Origin of the sequence: Polycladospora coralii (assembly GCF_014773435.2) — a bacterium.
GTDB lineage: Bacteria > Bacillota > Bacilli > Thermoactinomycetales > Thermoactinomycetaceae > Polycladospora > Polycladospora coralii.
Genome location: NZ_JACXAG020000007.1, coordinates 64,266 through 86,796, shown reverse-complemented (window position 1 = coordinate 86,796; position 22,531 = coordinate 64,266). Strand labels below are relative to the sequence as shown.

Annotated in this window: 28 protein-coding genes; 7 read left to right on the top strand and 21 right to left on the bottom strand. The window is 40.0% G+C overall.

Translation table 11 applies throughout. The features are described from left to right. The first annotated feature begins 12 nt into the window (after positions 1-12). Together IC619_RS13430 and floT are read left to right on the top strand one after the other, a co-directional pair. Positions 13-543 (top strand): NfeD family protein, encoded by a 531-nt coding sequence (locus tag IC619_RS13430; protein ID WP_224749642.1) that lies wholly within the window; start codon positions 13-15, stop codon positions 541-543. 8 nt (positions 544-551) lie between these two features. Further along, positions 552-2,054 (top strand): flotillin lipid rafts scaffold protein FloT, encoded by a 1,503-nt coding sequence (floT, locus tag IC619_RS13425; protein WP_191140603.1) that lies wholly within the window; start codon positions 552-554, stop codon positions 2,052-2,054. Positions 2,055-2,104: 50 nt separating this feature from the next. On the opposite strand, the gene IC619_RS13420 is transcribed toward floT, so the two are convergent. After that, complete coding sequence (locus IC619_RS13420; RefSeq protein WP_191140604.1) at positions 2,105-3,142, bottom strand: ketopantoate reductase family protein; 1,038 nt, start codon at positions 3,140-3,142, stop codon at positions 2,105-2,107. Between the two features lie 152 nt (positions 3,143-3,294). On the opposite strand from IC619_RS13420, the gene IC619_RS13415 reads away from it, so the two are divergent. Beyond that, positions 3,295-4,074, top strand: a complete 780-nt coding sequence (locus IC619_RS13415) for an SDR family NAD(P)-dependent oxidoreductase (RefSeq protein ID WP_191140605.1) — start codon at positions 3,295-3,297, stop codon at positions 4,072-4,074. Between the two features lie 64 nt (positions 4,075-4,138). Here the strand turns inward: IC619_RS13415 and IC619_RS13410 are convergent, their stop codons facing one another. Beyond that, positions 4,139-4,516: a MerR family transcriptional regulator gene (locus IC619_RS13410; RefSeq protein ID WP_191140606.1), complete on the bottom strand. Its 378-nt coding sequence runs from the start codon at positions 4,514-4,516 to the stop codon at positions 4,139-4,141. A gap of 106 nt (positions 4,517-4,622) precedes the next feature. Here IC619_RS13410 and IC619_RS13405 point away from each other — a divergent pair, with 106 nt between their 5' ends. Beyond that, positions 4,623-5,387 carry an SDR family NAD(P)-dependent oxidoreductase gene (locus IC619_RS13405; RefSeq protein ID WP_191140607.1) on the top strand — a complete coding sequence of 255 codons (765 nt, stop codon included), beginning with the start codon at positions 4,623-4,625 and terminating at the stop codon, positions 5,385-5,387. Positions 5,388-5,429: 42 nt separating this feature from the next. Here the strand turns inward: IC619_RS13405 and IC619_RS13400 are convergent, their stop codons facing one another. From IC619_RS13400 to IC619_RS13360, 9 genes are all read right to left on the bottom strand, one after another. Then, on the bottom strand, positions 5,430-5,597 hold the full coding sequence (locus tag IC619_RS13400) for a hypothetical protein (protein ID WP_191140608.1): 168 nt from the start codon (positions 5,595-5,597) through the stop codon (positions 5,430-5,432). A gap of 83 nt (positions 5,598-5,680) precedes the next feature. Continuing rightward, positions 5,681-6,337: an ArsR/SmtB family transcription factor gene (locus IC619_RS13395; RefSeq protein ID WP_191140609.1), complete on the bottom strand. Its 657-nt coding sequence runs from the start codon at positions 6,335-6,337 to the stop codon at positions 5,681-5,683. A gap of 15 nt (positions 6,338-6,352) precedes the next feature. Next, on the bottom strand, positions 6,353-7,606 hold the full coding sequence (locus IC619_RS13390; protein ID WP_191140610.1) for an MFS transporter: 1,254 nt from the start codon (positions 7,604-7,606) through the stop codon (positions 6,353-6,355). Between the two features lie 140 nt (positions 7,607-7,746). After that, positions 7,747-8,829 carry an Mrp/NBP35 family ATP-binding protein gene (locus tag IC619_RS13385; RefSeq protein WP_191140611.1) on the bottom strand — a complete coding sequence of 361 codons (1,083 nt, stop codon included), beginning with the start codon at positions 8,827-8,829 and terminating at the stop codon, positions 7,747-7,749. Positions 8,830-9,150: 321 nt separating this feature from the next. Beyond that, the gene (locus IC619_RS13380; protein ID WP_191140612.1) at positions 9,151-10,608 is read right to left on the bottom strand and encodes a multicopper oxidase family protein; all 1,458 of its coding nucleotides are present in this window, start codon (positions 10,606-10,608) and stop codon (positions 9,151-9,153) included. Between the two features lie 49 nt (positions 10,609-10,657). Continuing rightward, a complete protein-coding gene (locus tag IC619_RS13375) occupies positions 10,658-11,701 on the bottom strand; it encodes a sensor histidine kinase (protein WP_191140613.1) in 1,044 nt (347 codons plus the stop codon). Then, a complete protein-coding gene (locus IC619_RS13370; protein ID WP_191140614.1) occupies positions 11,701-12,360 on the bottom strand; it encodes a response regulator transcription factor in 660 nt (219 codons plus the stop codon). The genes IC619_RS13375 and IC619_RS13370 overlap by 1 nt, the downstream gene beginning before the upstream one ends. A gap of 449 nt (positions 12,361-12,809) precedes the next feature. Further along, complete coding sequence (cwlD, locus tag IC619_RS13365; protein WP_249669864.1) at positions 12,810-13,547, bottom strand: N-acetylmuramoyl-L-alanine amidase CwlD; 738 nt, start codon at positions 13,545-13,547, stop codon at positions 12,810-12,812. Positions 13,548-13,661: 114 nt separating this feature from the next. Beyond that, the gene (locus IC619_RS13360) at positions 13,662-14,093 is read right to left on the bottom strand and encodes a hypothetical protein (protein WP_191140615.1); all 432 of its coding nucleotides are present in this window, start codon (positions 14,091-14,093) and stop codon (positions 13,662-13,664) included. A gap of 362 nt (positions 14,094-14,455) precedes the next feature. Here IC619_RS13360 and IC619_RS13355 point away from each other — a divergent pair, with 362 nt between their 5' ends. The 3 genes from IC619_RS13355 to IC619_RS13345 all read left to right on the top strand — a co-directional run bounded on the left by IC619_RS13355 (position 14,456) and on the right by IC619_RS13345 (position 17,387). Then, entirely contained in the window at positions 14,456-15,316 is an 861-nt protein-coding gene (locus IC619_RS13355) for a hypothetical protein (RefSeq protein WP_191140616.1), read from the top strand. A gap of 82 nt (positions 15,317-15,398) precedes the next feature. Next, the gene (locus IC619_RS13350; protein WP_191140617.1) at positions 15,399-16,403 is read left to right on the top strand and encodes a hypothetical protein; all 1,005 of its coding nucleotides are present in this window, start codon (positions 15,399-15,401) and stop codon (positions 16,401-16,403) included. Positions 16,404-16,925: 522 nt separating this feature from the next. Then, on the top strand, positions 16,926-17,387 hold the full coding sequence (locus IC619_RS13345; protein ID WP_191140618.1) for an SRPBCC family protein: 462 nt from the start codon (positions 16,926-16,928) through the stop codon (positions 17,385-17,387). Between the two features lie 186 nt (positions 17,388-17,573). On the opposite strand, the gene rpsI is transcribed toward IC619_RS13345, so the two are convergent. From rpsI to IC619_RS13295, 10 genes are all read right to left on the bottom strand, one after another. Beyond that, entirely contained in the window at positions 17,574-17,966 is a 393-nt protein-coding gene (gene rpsI, locus IC619_RS13340) for a 30S ribosomal protein S9 (protein ID WP_191140619.1), read from the bottom strand. 18 nt (positions 17,967-17,984) lie between these two features. Beyond that, positions 17,985-18,422, bottom strand: coding sequence for a 50S ribosomal protein L13 (gene rplM / locus IC619_RS13335; protein WP_191140620.1), 438 nt, complete (start codon positions 18,420-18,422; stop codon positions 17,985-17,987). Positions 18,423-18,560: 138 nt separating this feature from the next. Then, a complete protein-coding gene (gene truA / locus IC619_RS13330; RefSeq protein WP_191140621.1) occupies positions 18,561-19,337 on the bottom strand; it encodes a tRNA pseudouridine(38-40) synthase TruA in 777 nt (258 codons plus the stop codon). A gap of 173 nt (positions 19,338-19,510) precedes the next feature. Beyond that, entirely contained in the window at positions 19,511-19,903 is a 393-nt protein-coding gene (rplQ, locus tag IC619_RS13325; RefSeq protein ID WP_191140622.1) for a 50S ribosomal protein L17, read from the bottom strand. Positions 19,904-19,928: 25 nt separating this feature from the next. Beyond that, a complete protein-coding gene (locus tag IC619_RS13320; protein WP_191140706.1) occupies positions 19,929-20,873 on the bottom strand; it encodes a DNA-directed RNA polymerase subunit alpha in 945 nt (314 codons plus the stop codon). Between the two features lie 135 nt (positions 20,874-21,008). Further along, positions 21,009-21,404, bottom strand: a complete 396-nt coding sequence (rpsK, locus tag IC619_RS13315) for a 30S ribosomal protein S11 (protein ID WP_191140623.1) — start codon at positions 21,402-21,404, stop codon at positions 21,009-21,011. A 21-nt stretch (positions 21,405-21,425) separates the two neighbouring features. Next, positions 21,426-21,794: a 30S ribosomal protein S13 gene (gene rpsM / locus IC619_RS13310; RefSeq protein ID WP_191140624.1), complete on the bottom strand. Its 369-nt coding sequence runs from the start codon at positions 21,792-21,794 to the stop codon at positions 21,426-21,428. 18 nt (positions 21,795-21,812) lie between these two features. Next, positions 21,813-21,926 (bottom strand): 50S ribosomal protein L36, encoded by a 114-nt coding sequence (gene rpmJ / locus IC619_RS13305; protein ID WP_022738894.1) that lies wholly within the window; start codon positions 21,924-21,926, stop codon positions 21,813-21,815. A 52-nt stretch (positions 21,927-21,978) separates the two neighbouring features. Next, entirely contained in the window at positions 21,979-22,197 is a 219-nt protein-coding gene (gene infA, locus IC619_RS13300; RefSeq protein ID WP_191140625.1) for a translation initiation factor IF-1, read from the bottom strand. 4 nt (positions 22,198-22,201) lie between these two features. Continuing rightward, positions 22,202-22,516 (bottom strand): KOW domain-containing RNA-binding protein, encoded by a 315-nt coding sequence (locus tag IC619_RS13295; RefSeq protein ID WP_191140626.1) that lies wholly within the window; start codon positions 22,514-22,516, stop codon positions 22,202-22,204. Positions 22,517-22,531: the final 15 nt, after the last annotated feature.

Here is a 22,531-nt window from a genome sequence, read left to right as displayed (position 1 = left end):
AGGAGCACCACGATGATTGAAACCATTTTTTGGTATTGTTTAGCTGGTGGTATCCTATTCGCTATTTCGACCTTATTATTAGGCGACTTACTCAGTGGCATTGTAGAAGCCCTTTTTGAATGGGGGATCCCCTTTCTACATCCTTACACGATTGTAGGTAGCATCACTGTGTTTGGCGGAGCAGGCCTTATTTTATTGCGCACTACTGAGCAAGCCCATGTGGTCATCATTCTGATCGCTGCCGGAATCGCTTTTTTCTCTCACTATCTGCTATATATATTTTATGTTAAACCCATACAAAATTCAGAGAATTCAACTGCTTTTCGTTTTTCTGATTTAGTGGGCAGAGAAGGCGAAGTAACGATTTCGGTACCAGAAGCAGGATACGGCGAAGTCATGATTTTTACCAGCGCAGGTCACACCAATCAAATCGCAGCTAGTCATCAACACACACCTATTCCAGAAGGCACCCTAGTCAAAGTCGTTGCGACTCGTGAACACACCCTTTATGTTGTACCTCACTCTCCAATGGAAAGGAATTGAAGCTGTACATGGAAGTTTTACAAATTGCGGCAATTACAGTTGCTGTTGTCCTTATCCTAAGCATCGCTTTTTGGGCGCGTTACAAAACTGTGGGTGCCGATGAAGCCATGATTGTTACCGGTAGTATGTTAGGCTCAGACAATGTCATGAAAGATGAGTCTGGTCGTAAAATTAAGATTATTCGTGGTGGCGGGGCATTTATTGTTCCGATTTTCCAGCAGTCTGAACGACTTAGTTTACTCTCGCACAAGCTTACCGTCTCAACACCAGAAGTGTATACAGAACAAGGTGTGCCGATTTTGGTAGATGGGGTTGCCATTATTAAAATTGGCGGTTCTCTTGAAGATGTGGCGACAGCTGCCGAGCAGTTTATGGGGAAATCCGACGAACTGCTCACCGATGAAGCATGTGAAGTATTAGAAGGGCATTTGCGCGCCATCTTAGGTACGATGACGGTAGAAGAAGTATATAAAAACCGTGAACGTTTCGCACAGGAGGTACAATCTGTGGCTGCACGTGATCTGAAGAAAATGGGACTTCAGATTGTCTCCTTTACGATCAAAGATGTACGTGATAAAAACGGTTACCTCGAAGCATTAGGTCGCCCACGTATTGCCGTAGTAAGGCGAGATGCTGATATTGCAGAGTCCAATGCTGTTCGGGACACCGAAATTGAAACAGCAAAGGCACGTCAAGAAGGAACGAAGGCAACGCTTATTTCCGAAACCAATATAGCAGAAGCCCAAAAAGATAAAGAGCTACGCGTTGCACAATTTAAAATCGAACAAGATATGAAACGTGCAGAAGCTGACCAAGCTTATCACCTACAAGAAAATAAAAATAGACAAGCTGTCGTAGAAGAAGAGATGAAAATTGAACTTGTACGGAAGCAAAAACAGATTGAATTAGAAGAAAAAGAGATTTCACGTCGTGAAAAGCAATATGATGCTGAAGTTCGTAAGAAAGCAGATGCTGACCGTTATTCGAAAGAACAAGCGGCGGAAGCAAGTCGATTTGAGCAAGAAGCTCGGGCACGCGCAGAAGCAAGTGCAATTAAAGCGAAAGGTTTGGCTGATGCCGAAGCGCATAAAGCACAAGGTTTAGCTAAAGCTGAAGTCGAAAAACTAGAGGGGATTGCAGCTGCAGATGTCATCCGCGCACAAGGTTTAGCGGAAGCAGAGGCCAAACAAAAATTAGCAGAAGCATTCGAACAATATGGACAAGCAGCTGTACTAGACCTCGTCGCCAAAATGTTGCCAGAATTAGCCAAACATATCTCTGAGCCACTGGGTAACATTGATAAAATCACCGTAGTTGATGCTGGGAATGATGGAGATGGGGCAACAAAGGTAAGTAACTATGTGACCAAATTAATGGCACAAGCTCCTGAAATGGTGAAACAAGTTGCCGGGATTGATATTAATGAAATGATACATGGCATGACAGACAAACAAGTTAAAGGAACAATTGAGCAACAAAATGAACATCCACCTGAAAAAAATCCGCTCTAATCGTAATGGAGTTTCGTAAAGCCGTAGCAGTTGCTACGGCTTTTTGCTAGTCATTTTTCCATTTCTAATCGGATCCGCTCCCATACCTCTCTTTCCGTTAGGGGTTTAAATGGGGTCTTACTAAACTGCTCTTTGCATAACTGATAGATCGCACGATTATAAGGGACCGCTAGCCCTGCTTGATCAGCTAGTTTAATAAAATAACCATTTAATGAATCTAACTCTGACTCTGTACCTTGACGCTGAATAATATCTTGCCCCATGCTACTCAGTACCATTTTGGCTAAGTTTTTGCGAAAGGCACCATTCGTAACAAATTGAGGGAGTTTCACAATTGAGGTAATTGTAAACCAAGAAGGCATATCCCCGATCTTACATTCCTTATAACCAGTGGCCTTCACAATTTGTACACCCTCATAGAGCAAATTGGTCAATATTTTTTTGAAAATCAAAAAATCAGTAATTTCACGATACTTATGTCCTACCAATGTCGTAAAAGAGTTGGTTAAGTTGATAATCATCTTCGAATAGGCTGCATCTTGAAAGTGGTCTGTTACAATCGTTTCTACTCCCCGCTTAAAAATGGCTTCTACTTCTGCCAATTCAGTAGTTAATTCAGGATGAAGTGTCCCTAGAATATAGGGGCCTTTACTTTGATACCCAATGGTCGCCGGTTCTTCTAACCAAGCATTATATCCGACTACTCCATATATGATATTTTTAAAATACTTCGGTAATATTTCTTGGTTCTCTACTCCATTTTGGAGTGCTACGATAATCGGTTCCCCTTCCACCTGATTTCGCACATGGGTGGCTACTTGGTCAAGACTATAGTTTTTGACAGCTAAAATTATGATATCCACATTTGGTATTTCTGAAATATCGGTAATCGTTTTCACCGGGATGGTCTCAGCATGCTCCCTTCGCCCTTCCGCGAAAACCGTAATCCCGCTCTCCCTTATCCGCTCCGCTACTTCGCCACGATCAAGCATGTATACGTTTTCATTTTGTGGTGTAAGCCATGCACCTAGCGTACCTCCGATTGCTCCTGCTCCAACGATTACGATCTTTTTATCCTTTGATATCATACCCGTTACCCCTTATTTGTATATTTTTCTATCATCATATCATATCTATCTCATTTTGAACGCTATTCTTACTACTTATGATTGTCAAAATTCATGATCAATTTTATACTAAAGTCAATGATTGGGTATTCATACAAGGGAGGAAATATCATATGTATCAAACTGCATTAATTACTGGCGCATCTTCTGGTATAGGAGAAGCTTTTGCTCGAGAATTAGCAAAACAAAAATATCATCTTGTACTTGTGGCCCGCAACACAGAGAAGCTGAATCAAATCGCTTCTGAACTGGCGAAGCAATATGATATATCTGTACATGTCATTACTGCCGATTTGAGTCAACCGCACACAGCCTCTTCTATTTACCAACAAACAGAAGAACGAGGCATTCAGGTCGACTTTCTTATTAATAATGCTGGTTTTGGTACCTTTGGCCCCTTTCATACGATTGATCCCAAAAGCGATCATGACCAAGTTATGGTGAATGTAGCGACACTTGTTGATCTCGTTCATCTATATCTTCCTGCTATGGTTTCAAGAAAACAAGGGCAGATCATTAACGTAGCCTCAATGGCAGGATTTATCCCGTTACCTTACATGGCCGTTTACGGTGCAACCAAAGCGTTTGTCATCTCTTTTTCAGAAGCATTATGGTCAGAATATCGAGAGTATGGCATACATATACTCGCTTTATGTCCAGGCTACACCAAGACCAACTTCTTCCAAACCGCCAACGTCGATGCCTCAGTTCCTAAGAAAGGATTACGAACACCAGAGCAAGTCGTGCAATCTGCCCTCACTGCACTAAAAAAAGGAAAAGATGTAGTGGTGGATGGTAAGGTAAATCGCTCACTCTGGTCCTTGATCAAGATCACGCCGCGTAAGCAGATCACCTCTCTCGTAAAGAAAACATTGGCAAAAGAGTTTAAGTGAGAGAAGAAATGGTGCCTCTCTCCTCACAGTTTCCACATCAAATCATTACAAGGAATGGAACCGATCATGATTTATTTTTTGAGATACGATCACCCAAGTAGCTTTTATAGCGCTCAATTTTTTTATTTAATATTTCCTCTGTTTCCTGTAGTTCTTTCACTTTCTCACTCATAAATATTTGATGTTCTTCTAGTATGCTTAATCGTTCTGCATGGGTATGATCGCCTTCATGAACTAAAGCTGCATATCTTTTTATCTTTGTGATTGACATTTTAGTCCTTTTAAGCCGTAAGACAAACTTCAACCATGATAGATGATCCTCATTATACATACGTTCATTATTTTGATTACGAATTGGAACCACAATACCCTCTTTATCATAGTAACGCAAAGCATGTGTACTTATACCTAGCATTTTTCCTACTTCTCCAATTGAGTACATTAGCATCTCCACTAAATTTAAATTTACCTGTTGCCTTAGAGTGAACTCTAAGCATTACAATTAGATTATAGCACGAACTCACTACAACATACAGGAGGCAGGCTATATGAAATATACCGTTATTACTGGGGCGAGCTCTGGAATCGGATATGAATCAGCGCGCGCATTTGCTGAGCGTGGTAAAAACTTGATTTTGGTAGCGCGAAGAGGAGACAAATTAGAGGAGCTAAAACAGACGATTCATGCAGACTATCCTGATCTTGACATTATCGTAAAAACGAGTGACTTAACCCTTGCAGAAAATGTATCCGCATTTTATGAAAGTCTTCAAGACTACGCCATCGAAACATGGATTAACAATGCTGGCTTTGGAAATTTCGATCCCATTTCTGGGCAAAATCTTACTAAAATTCAATCTTTGATTAGACTAAACATTGAAGCATTAACCGTTCTGTCCACTTTATATGTTCGCGACTACGCTAACGTTGAAGGAACACAACTGATTAACGTATCTTCTGGTGCCGGATATACAATTGTAGCGGATGCGGTTACCTATTGTGCATCTAAATTTTACGTGAGTGCATTCACAGAAGGCCTTGCACATGAACTTAAGTCACAAGGTGCAAAAATGCAGGTAAAAGTCCTCGCACCTGCTGCTACTGAAACCGAATTCGCTCAACGCGCGAGAGATGAAGACACATTTACTTTAGAAGGTGTTATGCCTAAATATCACACCGCCGAAGAAATGGCTTCCTTCATGCTTGACTTATATGATGGCGATAAGATCTTAGGTATCGTGGATACCAAAACATATACATTTAACCTAGTAGATCCTATCTATCCTTATATCGATCCCCTTAACCTTAATTGACGCTATCAAAAAAGCACAGGCCAAGTAGCCTGTGCTTTTGACTTATGATTCAGTGCCTAGTTCCTCTTCCAATACATTGTAATAGCTTACTGCGTACAATGAGCCCTCACTCACCATGTTGTTATCCCCTTCATCATGGGGATCAGGATGGCCCGTATTGGTCGTCACAATATCATTTGGACCTAAGAATGATGGATTTTTCTTGGACAAAGGATGCACCTCCTCAATACTTACGCTGTCTTCCCGAAAAGATTAGGGAAAACTATCTATAGCATGGATAAAGAAGCGTGATTTTATGCCTTTCTGCTTGATTCATCACCAATCATTTTATTTTTCACACCGAGCGGAAATCCGTATTTCTCAGCATCCTCCGTTTTATAGCTAATGATAATCGTCTGGTATGTACCATCTATCTCATGATCTTTATCTTCATCTTCTTTTACTTCCTGATCATCATCTGGAAAAGGCGTACCATCCAAAACCTCTAATGCCCGTCCCAGCCGCTCCTTCCACTCTCGCTTTGTGATTCGATCATATAATATCTGCGCTGATATATCGGGGATTGGATCACGCTCTTTATTAGTTTGAACCACTTGTAATAGCCCAAAAGCAGGCGCTAACAGCTCCTGTAAATAGGTCATAACAAGTGGGGCATATTGATTCGCTTCTTGGAGTCCAAATTGATACACATCATTTATATCCGTTCGCTGATAAAATTTTTCTACTAAATTTCCTTGTGCCTTCGTCTCGACACAGCGAATCAGACCAGCCTCCTCTAGCTTATTGATGTGATAATAAAGTCGTGAGGGTTTTTCTTCTAATACTTCTGCCATTTGCTTGGCAGACATTTTACCTTTGTGGATTAACTGTAAAATACGTGTTTTCTTGGGATCCGTGAGCATCTTAATCAAGCTCATATCTGTTGTTTCTTTAACTTGCTTGTTTTTCAATACGTATCCCTTCCTTCACACTTGATCTCCGGCCCGATATGCTTTGACATAAAACATTGAGATTGTCAGGAAAACCCCGAGTATGCCCGTTATAATAAGTAACATGGATACGGAGACACCAACACTTAGTAATACGCCCATTATACCAAAAGAAACGGGTAGAAGCCCTTGTGCCGCTGTACCCACAAAGCTCATCACACGTCCGATTTTATCTGAATCAATTCGCTCTTGCATGATCGTAATGACTAATACATTGGTCATACCTAGGATCGTACCCGTCACCCATAAGATCACAATCCCATATAAAAAAGTAGAAATACCTGCCCATAATATTTGTGTTAAACAGAGTAATAGTAACAATAGCAGTACCCATGTAGCACGCCTTTTCTTTTGTTTAGATAGACCGATGCATGTCGCCCCTACGATCATTCCCACCGCCATTGCCGCTTCAAAGTAACTGAGTTCAAGCGCACTACCTGCTAATTTTTGCTCTACAATAAGTGGAATGGATGTCATCGCGGGTCCTGCTATCAATAAATTAATCAGGCAAATGAGTGCCATACAAGATAGGATAAAAGTATCCGCTCTTACATAACGGTAGCCTTCTAACCACTCAGCTTTGAAACTTTTTTTCTCTCTTTTTTCGGATGAATCACGACGCTTCACCAGTAAAATCATACAAGCACCCACAAATAAACAAGCTGCTACTACGGAAAATAACATCGTATAAGAGCCTACGAATAAAAGTGTGGCGGCTAACAACGGTCCAACCAACATACAAATTTGCATCGAAGTCTGCATAAAAGCATTTGCCTTTGTTAATTGACTTCTTTCTACGAGTTGTACCACCAGCGAACTACTCGCAGGTTGATATAATCCATCCAAGGTCCCAAAAATAAACGCGAACAACAAAAGTACGGTAATTGGCAATACACCGGTTAAAAGTAACCAAACCATCACGATTAATACACCAACACGACTTAGATCCGCATAAAACATCACTTTTCTTTTATCCAAGCGATCTGCTAGCACGCCACCGACCATAGTTAGAACCACACGCGGAATAGCCGTCATCATCAAGACAAACCCCAGCATGGTTTCCAGCTTTAATTCGTTCACCACATACCAAGTCTCTCCTAGTAAATACATCGAGAAGGCAAGTCCAGTAAACAAACTAGACAGCCATGCAATCACAAAGTTTTTGTTTCGAAATATTGAGCTTTTTGTCTCATGTGGGGCATGTTCACGCGTTAAAAGGGTTTGGTTCATAAGACCCTCCATTAAAATTATTTTTACCGAGTGAATTAATTTTAACGTATGTTATAGCGATAACGCAATACAGCTTTTTTTCCTCTCAAAAAAAAAGAGACTTAACACAAAGTGTTAGTCTCAAACTGAAAATAATGGGTTTATTGGATACCAGCAATCACTTTTCGAGCCAAAGCTTGGTAATCACGGGCTGTTGGATGATTCTCCTCATATACGCCAGGAGCAAACGCTTCATCATCCAAGTCGATATCATTGTCAGGTGCACCAATCGGAATTTGAGCAAGTAGATCGACATTAAGCTCTTCTGCTAGCTTCTGGCCACCACCGCGACCAAAGATATAATGTTTCTTCTCATCTTCTGTTTCAAACCACGACATGTTTTCAACCACACCGAGTAGTTCATGTTTGGTAGCAGAGATCGCCATCGCACCTGCACGTGCAGCCACAAAGGCAGCCGTTGCATGTGGAGTGGTGACGATGATCTCTTTACTCTGTGGAATCATTTGATGAATGTCGAGCGCCACATCCCCTGTACCTGGTGGTAAATCAAGTAACAGGTAATCGAGCTCGCCCCAATGTACTTCACTAAAGAAATTGCGTAGCATTTTGCCCAACATCGGTCCACGCCATACCACAGGTGCATTATTTTCAACAAAGAAACCCATCGACATCACTTTTACGCCAAAACGCTCGACAGGAAGGATGGTTTCCCCGATCACGGTTGGGCGACGTTCGATTCCCATCATATCTGGAACACTAAACCCATAAATATCGGCATCTACAATCCCTACCTTTTTACCGAGACGGGCGAGGGCAACTGCCAAATTGACCGTGACCGTAGATTTCCCTACTCCTCCTTTACCACTGGCAATCGCGATAAACTTGGTTTTCGCATCTTCCGCCAAAAGAGGTGGAATCGCAGGATTGGCTGTAGGTTGTTGCTCTTTGCGAAGCTGTTGTGATAACGCGGCGCGCTCATCATCTGTCATGGAACCAAAGTTCACTTGAACATCTGCTGCACCTGCTTCTCTCACCGCGTTCTCTACATCCTCTTGAATTTTCACTTTTAGAGGACAACCGCGAATCGTTAAAATCACATCAAGCGCAACCTTGTCCCCTTCGATGTTAATGTTACGAATCATATTTAATTCCACGAGACTTTTATTTAGCTCGGGATCATTCACATCTTTTAACGCATGAAGAACTTGCTCTTTAGTTAGCATAGTTACGGACACCTCAAAGCTTATATTAGTTTGCACCTCATTATAACACAACTAAGTGAACATTCGGGTGAACGTGAATGTCTTTCCTCCTTACCTCTTACTTAAGCATCACTTATTCCCACGAAAAGAATATCTAATTTTCGTTCAATTGCCTCCAATTGTTCATGGATTGATTCCTTGGAAGAGGGCTTCCAGATACGATTCCATTTCTGGGCTACGTTAGACCATGTGATCGTAAACATTATACAAGCAGATTCTAGCGTGCTCACAAATATCGTATAGAAAATACAGCTCCACTTTATTTCAACTTGTCATTAGCTATTAATCGACCTTAATTTGTCCCATCATTCCATTATCTTCATGTTCAAGTATATGACAATGAAACATATAGATCCCCTTTTCAGGAAATTTAACAGCAATTTTGGCTTTTTGTCCCGGTTTTAGGGAAATGGTATCTTTTAATCCCGATAAACTACCTACAGGCTCTTTTCCATCAATAGATATCACTTGGAATTGTGTCCCATGAATATGGAACGGATGATTCATACCTTCCATTGCATCTTTCACATTTTCGACTTCCCATACTTGGACTTCATTTTGTTTTTGGGTAAAATCAATTCGATTTGGATCATACTTTTCGTTATTTATGGTTACACTTTTTCCCATTCCAGCCAATTTAATTGTTTTAGTAACTTTTTTACGCTTTACTTGGCTAGAAATTTCTAGATTATTTAATGGCTCCGTAATTTTGGCTTTTTGGGGATTATCTATAGATTCTTTTAAATGAATAGGCAAAATCGTTGTGGCATCCTGATGAACAAGATTAATAACGTCTCTTTTCACCGCTGTTAAATCCACGATTATTTCAACACGTTCAGCAGGTGCAATTTCAATCTCTTCTGTAGTAATGGGTTTATTTAAGAAACCACCATCACTGGCGATTTGTTGAAACGCCATACCATTATCAAAATGTAAGGTATAACTTCTCATATTGGAACCATTTAAAATACGTAAGCGAATTTTTTTACGATCTACTGTTAGTTTAGGATCGACTACCCCATTGATCAAAAGGGTATCTCCTGTTGTCCCATCCTCATTCATCGTCTTGTCATAATCCAGTTGTTTATCAGCTGTAAATGTTTTATCTTGAAGTATAAGTGGGTAGTCATCGTCTCCATAAGTTTTGGGAATATCGAATCTTTCACTATTTTTATCATCGATGTAAAGCAATCCTGCTAATCCCTTAAACACTTGCTCCCCCGTTTTATGCATAGGGTGTGGATGGAACCATAGTGTAGATGCATCCTGTTTAACAGTGAAGTTAATGGTATCAGATTCTCCAGGCTTCAACACGTTATGAGGGCCCCCGTCTTCATTACCAGATACTTCGAGACCATGCCAATGAAAAGTGGTATCTTCTTTTAAATCATTCACCAAATGGATTGTGACGTTCATCCCCTTCTCCACTCGAATCACGGGTCCTAAAAAATCCTCATTATAGCCATATGTTTTTGTTTTAATTCCATCAAATATTTCAGCAGTACCTTGCTGAGCACGAACGGTGTAAGAAATAGAATCTCTATCTTCTTGATCTGGCTTCAATAATTTGGGAGCATTCAATTCATTTACGCCGAGACTGCTCTTTAATTCTGTAATGGTTTCATGTTCCATATTCATAGCAGAGTGATCCATGTTTTTCATATCATTACGATCAAGTTGATCACATGCCCCAAGCATCCCCAAACTGACCACAATACCTGCTAATGCTATTTTTTTCATATATCAACCATTCCTTTCATGGTAAATATACAGAACAGTTGTGTAGGAATTATGTAGAGATGGGCATGTGGATACAAAATGTTGTTCCAATATTTTTTTCGCTCTTTACTGAAATTGTACCCTCATGTGCTTCCACTAGCTTTTGGGTAATGGTCATACCAATCCCGTTACCCGTATATCGATTGCCTCCCCGATAATTTCGTTCAAAGATTTTTTCACTTGTCTCTTCATCCATTCCGACTCCATTATCACGCACAAGAATGATGTAGTCATTTTTTTCAATATATAATTTGATGAATAGACTCCCCTCTTCTTGAATATGGTACATTGAATTTTTTATAATATTGTGTAGAATCTGATTCAATCTCAATGCGTCCACCTTTGCGTGAATGGTTTTGTCTAAATCTAATTTTACCTGTATTTCTTTTGCAAGTAGTTCACTTGCTAAAGATACGACTGATTTCTCAATTAAATCAGCAATCGGTTGAACGCTCATATTGACTTGAAATATAGGACTATTGATATCGTTTAATGTATCTAATTCCCCAACGAGCATGATAAGCCGATCCAGTTCTTCAATACATGCTTGTAAACGATCTGGAGTAGCTGTCCAAACGCCATCTTCAAATGCACTTAAATAGCTTTTAATTGAAGCGAGTGGATTGCGAATTTCATGTGCAAGATCTTGTGTCATTTCTTTACGACGCCATTCATACACATTTAATGTTTCATCCAATTGTTTTAAAGACCGACCTAATTGACCAATTTGATCATTGATGGTATAACCAATGCTTAAGTTACGATCTCCACGCACAAGTTTTAATGCTAAGCCATTTAGTTCTTGAATCGGCCTTGTTATAGCGCTTGCAATTAGAACACTTGAAATTACCGTGACAATAAGCAGTAAACCTAATGACCACAATGCCGTTTCTCTTAATGCCATATCAAAGTGATGGATTACTTCCTTGGAGTTTGAAATACGAAGCATCATCAAATGCTCATGCCCTTTATAAAGTAATATCGCTGTAATAAATACGAGCATACCTGAAGAAAAGATGGCTATAATAGCGGCCACTTTTATGTTAAACTTCATTATCCGTTAACCTTTTCATTTATTTTATATCCTAATCCAAAGACCGTTTGGATATAATCTCCACCTATTTTTTTTCGAATATTTTTAATGTGTTGATCCACAATACGTAAATTTATATCGGAATCCAAACCAAAAATTTTGGTAATGATATCATCTCTGCTAAATACTTTTTTGGGGTTTTCAGCTAGTAATAGTAAAAGACTAAATTCGTGTGGTGTAAACTGAATGCTTCGATGGTTTATTAAACCCTTTCTTTCATCTCGGTAGAGCTGCAATTGACCTAAGCGAATCATTTGCTTTTTCTGTGAATCAGGCAACAATCTTTCTGCTCTTATTAATATCTCTTTAGGGTGAAAGGGTTTAACGACGTAATCATCTGCCCCCATTTTAAATCCTTTCACCTTATCATCAATAGAGATTTTTGCCGTAAGCATAATCACAGGGATATCATAATTTAATTTTACGTATTGGCAAATATCTTCCCCAGCCATATCGGGTAACATTAAATCTAAAATTAGCAGATCGAAAGGTATTTGATCGATAAAGTGGATTGCAGATTCCCCAGTATGTGCAACCCATGTATGATCACCGTTTTCCTCAAAATAAGATGCTAATACATTTGTAATTTTCTCTTCATCATCTACGATTAATACCCTCATTTTACAACTTCACCAACCTGTATATGAGATTCTAATACGATTATAACCAACAACAACAGTAAAAGAAGTTTCATACGAGGCTGAAGCGGCCCACGTCGCATTCTTCACGAATGAACGTTCTACTTCTGAGAGTGGTTTAGACTATTGCCATTTTGAGGGGGTTCCTGTCATCTGTATAGCCATAAGAACAGCTATGAATGCGATCTTTTCGTTCTTTCTCTACCCTTTGATTCCATTCGAAGCAAACTTGTGACCTGTTGTATGGACCTACTTGTATCTCTTGTTACTGCGTTGTCTATGATTCTCAAAAGAGTTGATTACTTTGTCTACATTTCGTTATTTTCCAATTCATTCGTTAAAGATATTCTAATCGGTTACAGACTTTTCGTCTTCTTCTTTCGCTTCTTCTATGATATCATCAGCAGTCATTATGATGATTGTTTTCATTTTTACTTCTCAGTCGGCTCTTCTCCCGTATAGTATTTGATCAGTCCGGTATAAATCGATGCAGCTACTTTTTTTTGATAGCTATCTGTAGCGAGGAGCGCGGCCTCGTCAGGATTAGATAAGAAACCTGCTTCCACAAGTACCGTGGGGACATCTGATGATTTTAAGATATAAATGTCGCTTTTCTGTTTGGCTATCCGGTCTGTGTTTTCTAGGTTTTCAATTAGTTCTGATTGTATAAGCTCTGCTAGCTTCTTATTCTCTTCATGCTTAGGGTTATAAAATGTTTGTGCTCCGTGATAGCGGCTAGAGGGAAAGGCATTCAAATGGATCGTGATCAATGCATCCGCGTTCTTCTGTTTAATGAGACGGACACGCTTCATCAAGTCTTCCGCTTTGCGTCTACTAATCCGTTTGGTATCTGGATCAGCCAAATCTTTATCTTCCTCTCGTGTCATCACGACGTATGCACCTGCTTCTTGCAGATAATCCCGTAAATATTGCGCAATTTTTAATGTAACTTCTTTCTCAACCAAGCCAGCACGGCTCACTGCACCACCATCTACGCCACCGTGACCGGGGTCTATAATAATAAATTTACCAGAAAAAGGCATCGTCCATGTATCTTGATTTTGTTTCTCCCATAACCACTGCGAAACAGGCGTCATGGTTAATAGTAATATAGCAATGAACGATAAGCTTATTATCATTGTTTTTTGGGTTATCCGTTTTACTCTCATCGCTTCGCCCACTCTCCGTACCTATTTACTAAGTATCAGGCGTGTCGATTGGCATCTATGTTGGTTAATCGACACTACTGACTAAATATATATGGGACAGGTTCTGCGATTATGCTACGATTTACTTTGTGCGCCCTTTACAAACCACACATAACTGGAGCGGTCAAATAAGCTGTGCCACACCGCTCTATGCTCAGGCTCGAGCCATGCTGACACATCAAACTCAGCTGTGATTTCAGAGCAAATCAGGGTACATGTTTCCTCATAGTAAAGTTGATACACATCTAACCAGGTATGCCTTGGAACCAAATATTGACGATGTATCGGGATCCGCTTTCTCTCAGCAAATCCATATACATACATTTCAAACATCAATCGGTAAAAAAGTTCCAACATCCGTAACTTACGCGTATCTGACCAATCTCGCATGACTGGTAAAACCATCTGCATCAAATCAAGCTCAGCCTCATCATAGGGAAAAGACGTTAATAAACTTTGTCGCTCTGAAATCCTCCTCGACAGTCGTAAATGCTCAATCTCAACCAAAGTAAACATCTCCTTCACAACCTCTCACACTCGTATTCTTTCTACTAGCATGGACAAGATTGTAAAGAAAGAAACCCCGTTGTACCTTGTAATGTTTCAATTACTAGATCAGAGATCATATGTCCCCTTAATCTCCAATATGTATATCAGCTCGGATTATAAGACTACCGCAGTTGCTTTGTTGTTTGATGACTCATAACTTAGTCGAAAATTCGCTTTTTCTTAGTGTTTACCCTATAAATCCTAGTCAACACTTTTAAACTGTACTTTAAATACTATTTATTTTTTCTTGACAATTTCAATATATATATATATATTGAAATTGTCAGTTTGTTTTTACATTTCCAAAAGGAGTTGATAACATGATACAATATAAAAAATTGATTTTGACATTTCTATTGGCATTTTCCCTGTCAACAGTATCAAATATTGCCTATGCAAATGACCCCATTACCTTCCCACCCCCGAAAGATGGTGAAACTCCAATAAGTAATGTGGGAGAACCTACCGAAGAAGAATTTAAAAAATTCCAAGAAGAAGTTAAAAATGAACTAAGTAAAATCGAGAATGAATTCCCTTTAACAGAGGCCGAAAAAAATGAAGCAAAAAAACTTGATTCTATAAAAGAACAATTATCAAGAGAGTTTGAAGCCAAGAATATTGAATTATCTAAAGATACAAGACCAGTTCCAAATAGCTATGAGGATTATATCAATCTCGATAGAAAAAATGATCCTTTAGGTGATGTTGAAAAAGTACCTCAAAGAATTGCTGGAAGCGCTAAATGGCATTATTTCGGCTGGGGGGATATTGCATTTGCTAAGCCAGGAACGAGTGGGAATTCATTTGACTATGGCACTTTTCGCCATACTGGAATGTGGGATAACGATAAAAAAAGATTAATAACTGCACAACCCTCACCAGGGGTGATCTGGGAGTATCAAACGGAGTGGAACGACAGGTATCCTGAGATATTTGGTTCATGGATTCCGAGTCTAACAGCTTCAGAAAGAGCTAGCGCTACTAGATATGCCGTCGCACAACTAGGTGAACCGTATAGTCTCAGACATGCAAAAACGGTGTCTTATAGATGGTACTGCTCTAAACTACCTTGGGCCGGAATACATGGTCATGGTGTTGATATTGATAGAGATGGTGGATTCTTAGTGTTACCTGATGATATATACTATGATAGTGATGTTTCTAAATTTGTGAATTTCTAGTTAGTGAACGAACCACATCATTCTCCCATAAATTAACTATGGGGGAGTGGTGCTCATTATTCATTAATAAAGTAGGGTTAAAATGAAAAAGCAATTAAACAAATATGTTTTATTCTTTTTTTGTTTGTTAATCATCTTATCCGGTTGCAGTCAAGATTTTCAATGGACACAAGGTGATATTATCGTTTCAGGTGGAGATGAGGTATTCATTGTAAACCCTCAGACCAAAAAAGTACAAAGTATTTTCAAAAAAAATACCTTCATATCGGAAATGAAATATAACGATAAACGAAACTCCATCGTACTAACGACAAAGGCTGCATCAAATTATTATCTCTATGAGATTAGATCTAGTGATATAAACAAGTATGAAGTACCACCTGCACACTTTGCTGATTCTACTAAAAATTATGTAGTATTAAACAGTGATGTAATTCACACGGATTCCAAAGGAGATATTCAAGGCGAGTGGACAGTCTATGATTTAGCTAAAGAAGATTTTGTACTGAAACAGAAAGTATATGGTGATTTTAGATCAATTATTATTTATGATGATAAAGCTTATATATCTACTTTCGGTGATAAGAAGAATAGCTCAAATGTTTATGAAGTTGATCTTAACCATCTCAAATGGAGGCCAATTTTTAAACAATACCAAGCCAGAGCACCAAAAGTATTAAAATCGAGTCAAACTTACGGTTTATATACACACTGGGATTTCGGCCCTAGCAACCAATTAGTCGAATTAAATTTGAATACAGGTAAGACAACTCCAATTGTAAATTTAGATTCTTATGTATGGGATGGAATCATTATCGGAGACTACGCCGTTGTGCTTCATTTTGACGAAAATGGAATCCAAATAGAACCTAATAATCATTTATCAATCATTAATTTAAAAACGAAAGAAATCAAAAAGATAGAGAATACGCGTATTGGTGATCTTTATGATTTGATTCAATATCACGATAAAGTTGCCATAACGGATCTCAATGGATTTCTGCACCTCTTAGATCCCAAGACCCTAGAGCTGGAGTCTATGCAAATCAATAAAAATGGGTTACTAAATATTACTTCTGTACAATAAATTACTTTATTTAAGGGTGTGGTGAATATTTTTGAAGAATGGTTTGGGCCTATCGATACCGGATTTCTGATAAACTTTCACTTTATTTACGCCCCTATCCTTGCGATCTTCATTGGTATGTTCGCACAAATATTCACAAAGCGAATTTGGGTAGGCGTAATTGTAACAAGCATCGTTACTTACATCCTCATTGAGAGTATGGTGAGTTTTGATTGGGGAAATATCATACTCGTTATCCCATATGCCGCAATATCTCTAGTCACATCCATCATAATTCTTTTGGTGATTAAATTGTTTAAAAGAGCCTACAGCACTGCTAAACACTAAAAGCCAAAACTTAAACCCATTATGATTTTACATAATGGGTTCTTTTTGTTGTGGTAAAATTAATCCAAAATATTGATAATAAGTGATATTAATTTACATCATTGTGCGTATCTCAAGGTTTAATGAACATACCTAATTTGCTTAGACAAGCTTCGTAACTTAACGAATCATATGATAGAAAGTAGGATCGTTACCATGCCCATCATTAGAATTGAAGAAAACATACATGCCTCCATCCAAATTTGTTTTGATTTGTCACGTAACATTGATCTTCATATGCAATCCACAGCCCATACAAAGGAAAAAGCGGTTAGTGGTGTAACTTCTGGTCTCATTAATCTCAATGAAACTGTTACATGGGAAGCTGTACATTTAGGAGTCCCGTTTTCTTTAACCTCAAAAATCACACAATTTGTTTACCCTTACTATTTTGTAGATGAGATGGTTGAAGGCCCATTTAAAAGGTTCAAGCATGAACATTTTTTTGTGGATTGTCAATCTGCTACGAAAGTAATCGATATCTTTGATTACAATTCTCCCATGGGTATACTAGGAGACATCTTTGATCACGTATATTTGGCGAACTATATGCGTCAATTTTTATCCACTAGATTGCTTTACTTAAAAAAATATGCAGAGAGTGAACGGGATCTATAACGTATACACTTGTACAGTTGTTCACCCCGTCCAGTTAAAGCACTTCTCCACGCCTCCACTTGCATGAGCTCGTCTTAGCCAGGGCTAAAACTTCGGAGAATCAGATAACGATTCTACTCCACCTGATTCAGTAGCTCAAAAAATAAAAAACCCAACGCATGAAGGTTGGGTTTGAGAGAATATATACTAACGTTTTGAGAACTGTGGTGCACGACGAGCCGCTTTAAGACCGTATTTTTTACGTTCTTTCATACGGGAGTCACGTGTTAGGAAACCAGCTTTTTTAAGGGAAGAACGAAGCTCTCCATCTACTTTGAGGAGGGCACGAGCAATACCATGACGAATTGCTCCTGCTTGTCCGGTATAACCTCCACCATTGACTGTCACTAACACATCGTAGCGATCTGTTGTATCAGTAAGCACAAGCGGTTGTCTTACAATCGCTTTTAGCGTTTCAAGACCGAAGTACTCATCAATGCTACGACCATTGATCACTACGCGGCCATCGCCAGCAACAAGGCGTACGCGAGCTACCGATTCCTTACGGCGTCCGGTTCCATAAAACTGAACTGCTGCCATAATCGATTACCTCCTTTTTTATCCACGAAGATTGTATTCGATAGGTTGTTGTGCACTATGTGGATGTTCAGATCCAGCATACACTTTTAACTTTTTCAATTGTTGACGGCCTAGGCTACCTTTTGGAAGCATACCTTTTACCGCGAGTTCGAGCATACGCTCAGGGCGTTTTTCACGAAGGTCTCTCGCATTGATGGAACGAAGTCCACCTGGATACCCTGTGTGACGATAGTACATTTTTTGATCAAGCTTTTTACCTGTTAACTCGATTTCAGCTGCGTTAATAATCACAACGAAATCACCTGTGTCAACATGCGGTGTAAACTGAGGCTTATGTTTACCACGTAATAAAGTAGCAACTTCAGTAGCGAGACGACCTAAAGTTTTACCTTTTGCATCTACTACGTACCATTTGCGCTCTATTTCAAGTGGCTTAGCCATAAACGTTGTTCGCATGAAAATCCCTCCTTAATCCAAAACGGTTGTTCTTATCCATTCTAGGCCATATTTTGCGCCGATCATGATTTCCACCGGGGCGTATGTGGAAAATACCGTTTTTAATTTTATCCTATTCGTTCGCCACTGTCAATCTGCTCACTCACTTCCAAAATCAGCAATTTGCATATCTGACCATGGCTTATATCCTACATCCATTAAGAACAGCCCGTGTGGAGAAAAAGTAGGACCTGCTGCTTGTCGATCCCGAGCTGCAATCATTCGTTGGATCTCCTGCGGCTGAAATCGTCCTCTTCCTACTCCGACTAAAGTACCTGTCATGATGCGTACCATATTATATAGAAACCCGTTTCCAACTACTTCGATGGTTAAACCAAGCTCAGTTGGTATAACACGACAACGATAAATTGTCCGTACACGATTTTCTACAACCGTTTTTACTGAGCAAAAGGAGGTGAAATCGTGTGTACCCTCAAAATACTTTGTTGCTTCCATCATGTTGTCAACATTAAGCTTTTGTGGAACATGTGCACGAAACCTTCGTTCTAAAAGATTCGGAATGCGAGCAAGATCTATCTGATAACAGTATCTTTTCCAGCGAGCACTAAATTGAGCGTGAAACGAAGGTTCTGCAATGCTTCCCTTCGTAACCACAATATCAATGGGCAAAAAGCGACGTAATACATACGTGTACTTCTCCGCTGGAATCGGTGCATCGGTTTCAAAGTGGCACACCTGCCCTAAAGCATGAACTCCAGCATCTGTACGACCTGAGGCAAATACCGTAATGCTTTCATGGGTAATCTTAGAAAGTGCCTTTTCTAAAGCCCCTTGCACAGTGCGTTGCCCAGGTTGGCGTTGAAACCCGGCAAATTCAGTACCGTCATATTGTATGTCAAGTTTAATTTTAGTCAATGATTGCACACACACTTTCAAAGCGCACAAAGTGCGTCTAAAGAAAACTTGCCGATTGGCAAGCCTTGCTAAAGGCTTAGAGAGCGAACCAACCCTTTTATTTATAAAAAGAAAAAAGGGTCGTGTCAGGACCGGTAGGATCCTGCCCTAACCCTTCAACTTTTGAGCATTGGTCATTTTACGAGCTCAATGAAAACCATTGGAGCTCCGTCACCTTTACGAGGCCCTATTTTTAGAATTCTTGTATACCCACCATTACGTTCTTCATAACGAGGAGCGATTTCTTCAAACAATTTTTTCACTGCATCGATTTGTTTGTTATGGGTAACTTCCTCACCATTTTTTACTGTGTTAGAACGGGTAGTCCGTACGAACGCTGCTGCTTGGCGACGTGCATGTAAATCTCCACGTTTTCCTAAAGTGATTAGCTTATCGATGATGGAACGAAGTTCTTTTGCCTTCTTTTCCGTTGTTTGGATGCGCTCATTGATAATCAAATCAGTCGCTAGATCACGAAACATCGCTTTACGCGCTGAGCTATCCTTACCTAGTTTAGCGTATGCCATTGATTTCCCTCCCCCTCATAACGAATTATTCTTCGTTTCGCAGAGAAAGTTCAAGTTCTTCCAGCTTCTCTTGTACTTCCTCTAACGATTTCCGTCCGAGGTTACGCACTTTCATCATGTCTTCTTCTGACTTCTGTGTTAACTCTTGAACGGTATTAATACCTGCACGTTTTAGACAATTATAAGAACGAACGGAGAGATCTAGTTCTTCAATGGTCATCTCCATAACTTTCTCTTTTTTGTCTTCTTCTTTTTCAACCATAATTTCCACATCGCGTGCTTCATCCGTAAGTCCAACAAAAAGCATCAGATGTTCATTTAAAATCTTAGCTCCTAGACTTACTGATTCATCAGGTTGCAAGCTTCCATTAGACCATACTTCTAGCGTTAGCTTATCATAGTTCGTAACTTGTCCGACTCGTGTATTTTCAACTTGATAATTGACACGCTCAATTGGCGTATAAATTGAATCAATTGGAATTACACCAATCGGTAGATCATCGCTTTTATTCTTATCCGCAACGACATAACCACGACCACGATTTGCTGTCATACGCATCCGAAAACTTGATCCCTCAGCAAGTGTTGCAATGTGTAACTCTGGATTGAGCACTTCTACATCACTATCCGCACGAATATCACCGGCAGTCACACTGCCGCCACCCTCAACATCAATTTCTAACACTTTTTCTTCATCAGAATGAATTTTAAGTGCTAGCTTTTTGATATTTAGAATCAATTCGGTCGTATCTTCAACTACGCCGGGAATAGTAGAGAACTCATGCAATACCCCATCAATCTGTATCGTTGTAACTGCCGCGCCTGGCAAGGACGAAAGCAGGATACGGCGCAGCGAGTTGCCAAGGGTAGTGCCGTACCCGCGTTCAAGCGGTTCCACTACAAACTTCCCATAACGATGATCTTCACGGATTTCGACAGCTTCAATCTTCGGCTTCTCGATTTCTATCATACGGCTCACAAACCCTCCTTCAGAACGTCGCGTTCCGGGCGTTTTATTCACCATAAGTGAACAGGTGTTGTGTAAAACTAGTCCTATCCAGTATACACAAACTTCTCCTTTAATAAACCACGGACTGTAAAACCATTAAACACGACGACGTTTTGGTGGACGACAACCATTATGAGGAATAGGTGTAATGTCTTTAATTAGACTTACTTCTAAACCTACAGCTTGGAGTGAACGAATAGCTGCTTCACGACCAGCACCTGGCCCCTTCACCATGACTTCGACGGTTTTCATTCCATTATCCATCGCAGTCTTAGCTGCTACTTCAGCTGCCATTTGTGCAGCAAATGGCGTGCTTTTACGGCTACCTTTAAAGCCCATTGTTCCAGAACTCGCCCATGCAATCGCATTGCCGCGTGGGTCTGTAATTGTAATAATGGTGTTATTAAAAGTAGAGCGGATGTGTACCACACCAGACTCAATGTTCTTTTTAGCACGACGTTTTACACGTGTAGTAACTTTGCGTTTTGCCACTGTTTTCCCTCCTTACTTCACTTATTTTTTCTTATTCGCTACGCTTTTGCGAGGACCTTTACGGGTACGCGCATTTGTTTTTGAGCTTTGTCCACGAACTGGTAGTCCACGACGATGACGAATACCGCGATAGCTATTGATCTCAATCAATCGCTTAATATTAAGAGCGGTATCACGACGAAGGTCACCTTCTACCATCAAGTTTTTATCGATGTAGCTACGTAACTTCGCTACTTCGTCTTCTGTTAGATCACGTACACGCGTATCTGGATTTACACCCGTTTCAGCAAGCACTTTCTTCGCTTGCGCACGACCAATACCAAAAATATAGGTTAGGGCGATCTCAATACGCTTGTCACGTGGTAAGTCAACACCTTCAATACGTGCCATTCATTACACCTCCCGTCATTAACCTTGTTTTTGTTTGTGCTTTGGATTTTCGCAGATTACCATTACAGCCCCTTTGCGACGAATCACCTTGCATTTTTCGCAAATGGGCTTAACCGACGGTCTTACTTTCATCTCGGTTACCTCCTGTCTATCCAGTCGCCTCATTTACATCAAGGGACCTTCTCTACTTATACCGATACGTAATCCGTCCACGAGTTAAATCATAAGGGGTAAGCTGAACAGTTACACGATCCCCAGTCAAGATTTTGATAAAGTGCATCCGAATCTTACCCGATATATGTGCTAAAACCTCATGGCCGTTTTCAAGTTCAACTTTAAACAATCCGTTCGGCAGTGGCTCTTTAATGACCCCTTCAAGTTCAATCATATCTTCTTTTGACATTGGCTTATTCTCCTTTCTGCTCAGACTGTTTCATCTTGAGCAGGTATTGATTCAGGGCGTACCGTAACTTGGCGTTATTCACTCGACCAGCAACACGTAATACGTCAGCCACTTCTTGGTTTACTGCACGGGTTACTTGGATATGCTTAATGTTCTTTTTCTTAGGACGATCGTATTTACGTTGATCTCCATCCGCTATCAGAACAAAATGCGGGTCATCTCGTCCAATGACAATCGCATACATCCCTACATCTCGCCCACGTTTCACGCGAACAATCTGCCCAAGACGCGGTCGATTATCCACATCTGTCACATTCATCACCCTTCACCTGCA

Coding starts and splice junctions, on each gene's coding strand:
- rplQ (WP_191140622.1), bottom strand. CDS start 19,903: ATGGCATACGCTAAACTAGGTAAGGATAGCTCAGCGCGTAAAGCGATG.
- IC619_RS13415 (WP_191140605.1), top strand. CDS start 3,295: ATGTATCAAACTGCATTAATTACTGGCGCATCTTCTGGTATAGGAGAA.
- IC619_RS13370 (WP_191140614.1), bottom strand. CDS start 12,360: ATGAGGGTATTAATCGTAGATGATGAAGAGAAAATTACAAATGTATTA.
- IC619_RS13375 (WP_191140613.1), bottom strand. CDS start 11,701: ATGAAGTTTAACATAAAAGTGGCCGCTATTATAGCCATCTTTTCTTCA.
- infA (WP_191140625.1), bottom strand. CDS start 22,197: ATGTCAAAAGAAGATATGATTGAACTTGAAGGGGTCATTAAAGAGCCA.
- IC619_RS13385 (WP_191140611.1), bottom strand. CDS start 8,829: ATGCTAACTAAAGAGCAAGTTCTTCATGCGTTAAAAGATGTGAATGAT.
- rpmJ (WP_022738894.1), bottom strand. CDS start 21,926: ATGAAAGTAAGACCGTCGGTTAAGCCCATTTGCGAAAAATGCAAGGTG.
- IC619_RS13320 (WP_191140706.1), bottom strand. CDS start 20,873: ATGATAGAAATCGAGAAGCCGAAGATTGAAGCTGTCGAAATCCGTGAA.
- IC619_RS13430 (WP_224749642.1), top strand. CDS start 13: ATGATTGAAACCATTTTTTGGTATTGTTTAGCTGGTGGTATCCTATTC.
- IC619_RS13345 (WP_191140618.1), top strand. CDS start 16,926: ATGCCCATCATTAGAATTGAAGAAAACATACATGCCTCCATCCAAATT.
- IC619_RS13350 (WP_191140617.1), top strand. CDS start 15,399: ATGAAAAAGCAATTAAACAAATATGTTTTATTCTTTTTTTGTTTGTTA.
- IC619_RS13410 (WP_191140606.1), bottom strand. CDS start 4,516: ATGTACTCAATTGGAGAAGTAGGAAAAATGCTAGGTATAAGTACACAT.
- IC619_RS13380 (WP_191140612.1), bottom strand. CDS start 10,608: ATGAAAAAAATAGCATTAGCAGGTATTGTGGTCAGTTTGGGGATGCTT.
- IC619_RS13390 (WP_191140610.1), bottom strand. CDS start 7,606: ATGAACCAAACCCTTTTAACGCGTGAACATGCCCCACATGAGACAAAA.
- cwlD (WP_249669864.1), bottom strand. CDS start 13,547: ATGAGAGTAAAACGGATAACCCAAAAAACAATGATAATAAGCTTATCG.
- IC619_RS13405 (WP_191140607.1), top strand. CDS start 4,623: ATGAAATATACCGTTATTACTGGGGCGAGCTCTGGAATCGGATATGAA.
- IC619_RS13295 (WP_191140626.1), bottom strand. CDS start 22,516: ATGAATGTGACAGATGTGGATAATCGACCGCGTCTTGGGCAGATTGTT.
- rpsI (WP_191140619.1), bottom strand. CDS start 17,966: ATGGCAGCAGTTCAGTTTTATGGAACCGGACGCCGTAAGGAATCGGTA.
- IC619_RS13420 (WP_191140604.1), bottom strand. CDS start 3,142: ATGATATCAAAGGATAAAAAGATCGTAATCGTTGGAGCAGGAGCAATC.
- IC619_RS13355 (WP_191140616.1), top strand. CDS start 14,456: ATGATACAATATAAAAAATTGATTTTGACATTTCTATTGGCATTTTCC.
- floT (WP_191140603.1), top strand. CDS start 552: ATGGAAGTTTTACAAATTGCGGCAATTACAGTTGCTGTTGTCCTTATC.
- rplM (WP_191140620.1), bottom strand. CDS start 18,422: ATGCGAACAACGTTTATGGCTAAGCCACTTGAAATAGAGCGCAAATGG.
- rpsM (WP_191140624.1), bottom strand. CDS start 21,794: ATGGCACGTATTGAAGGTGTTGACTTACCACGTGACAAGCGTATTGAG.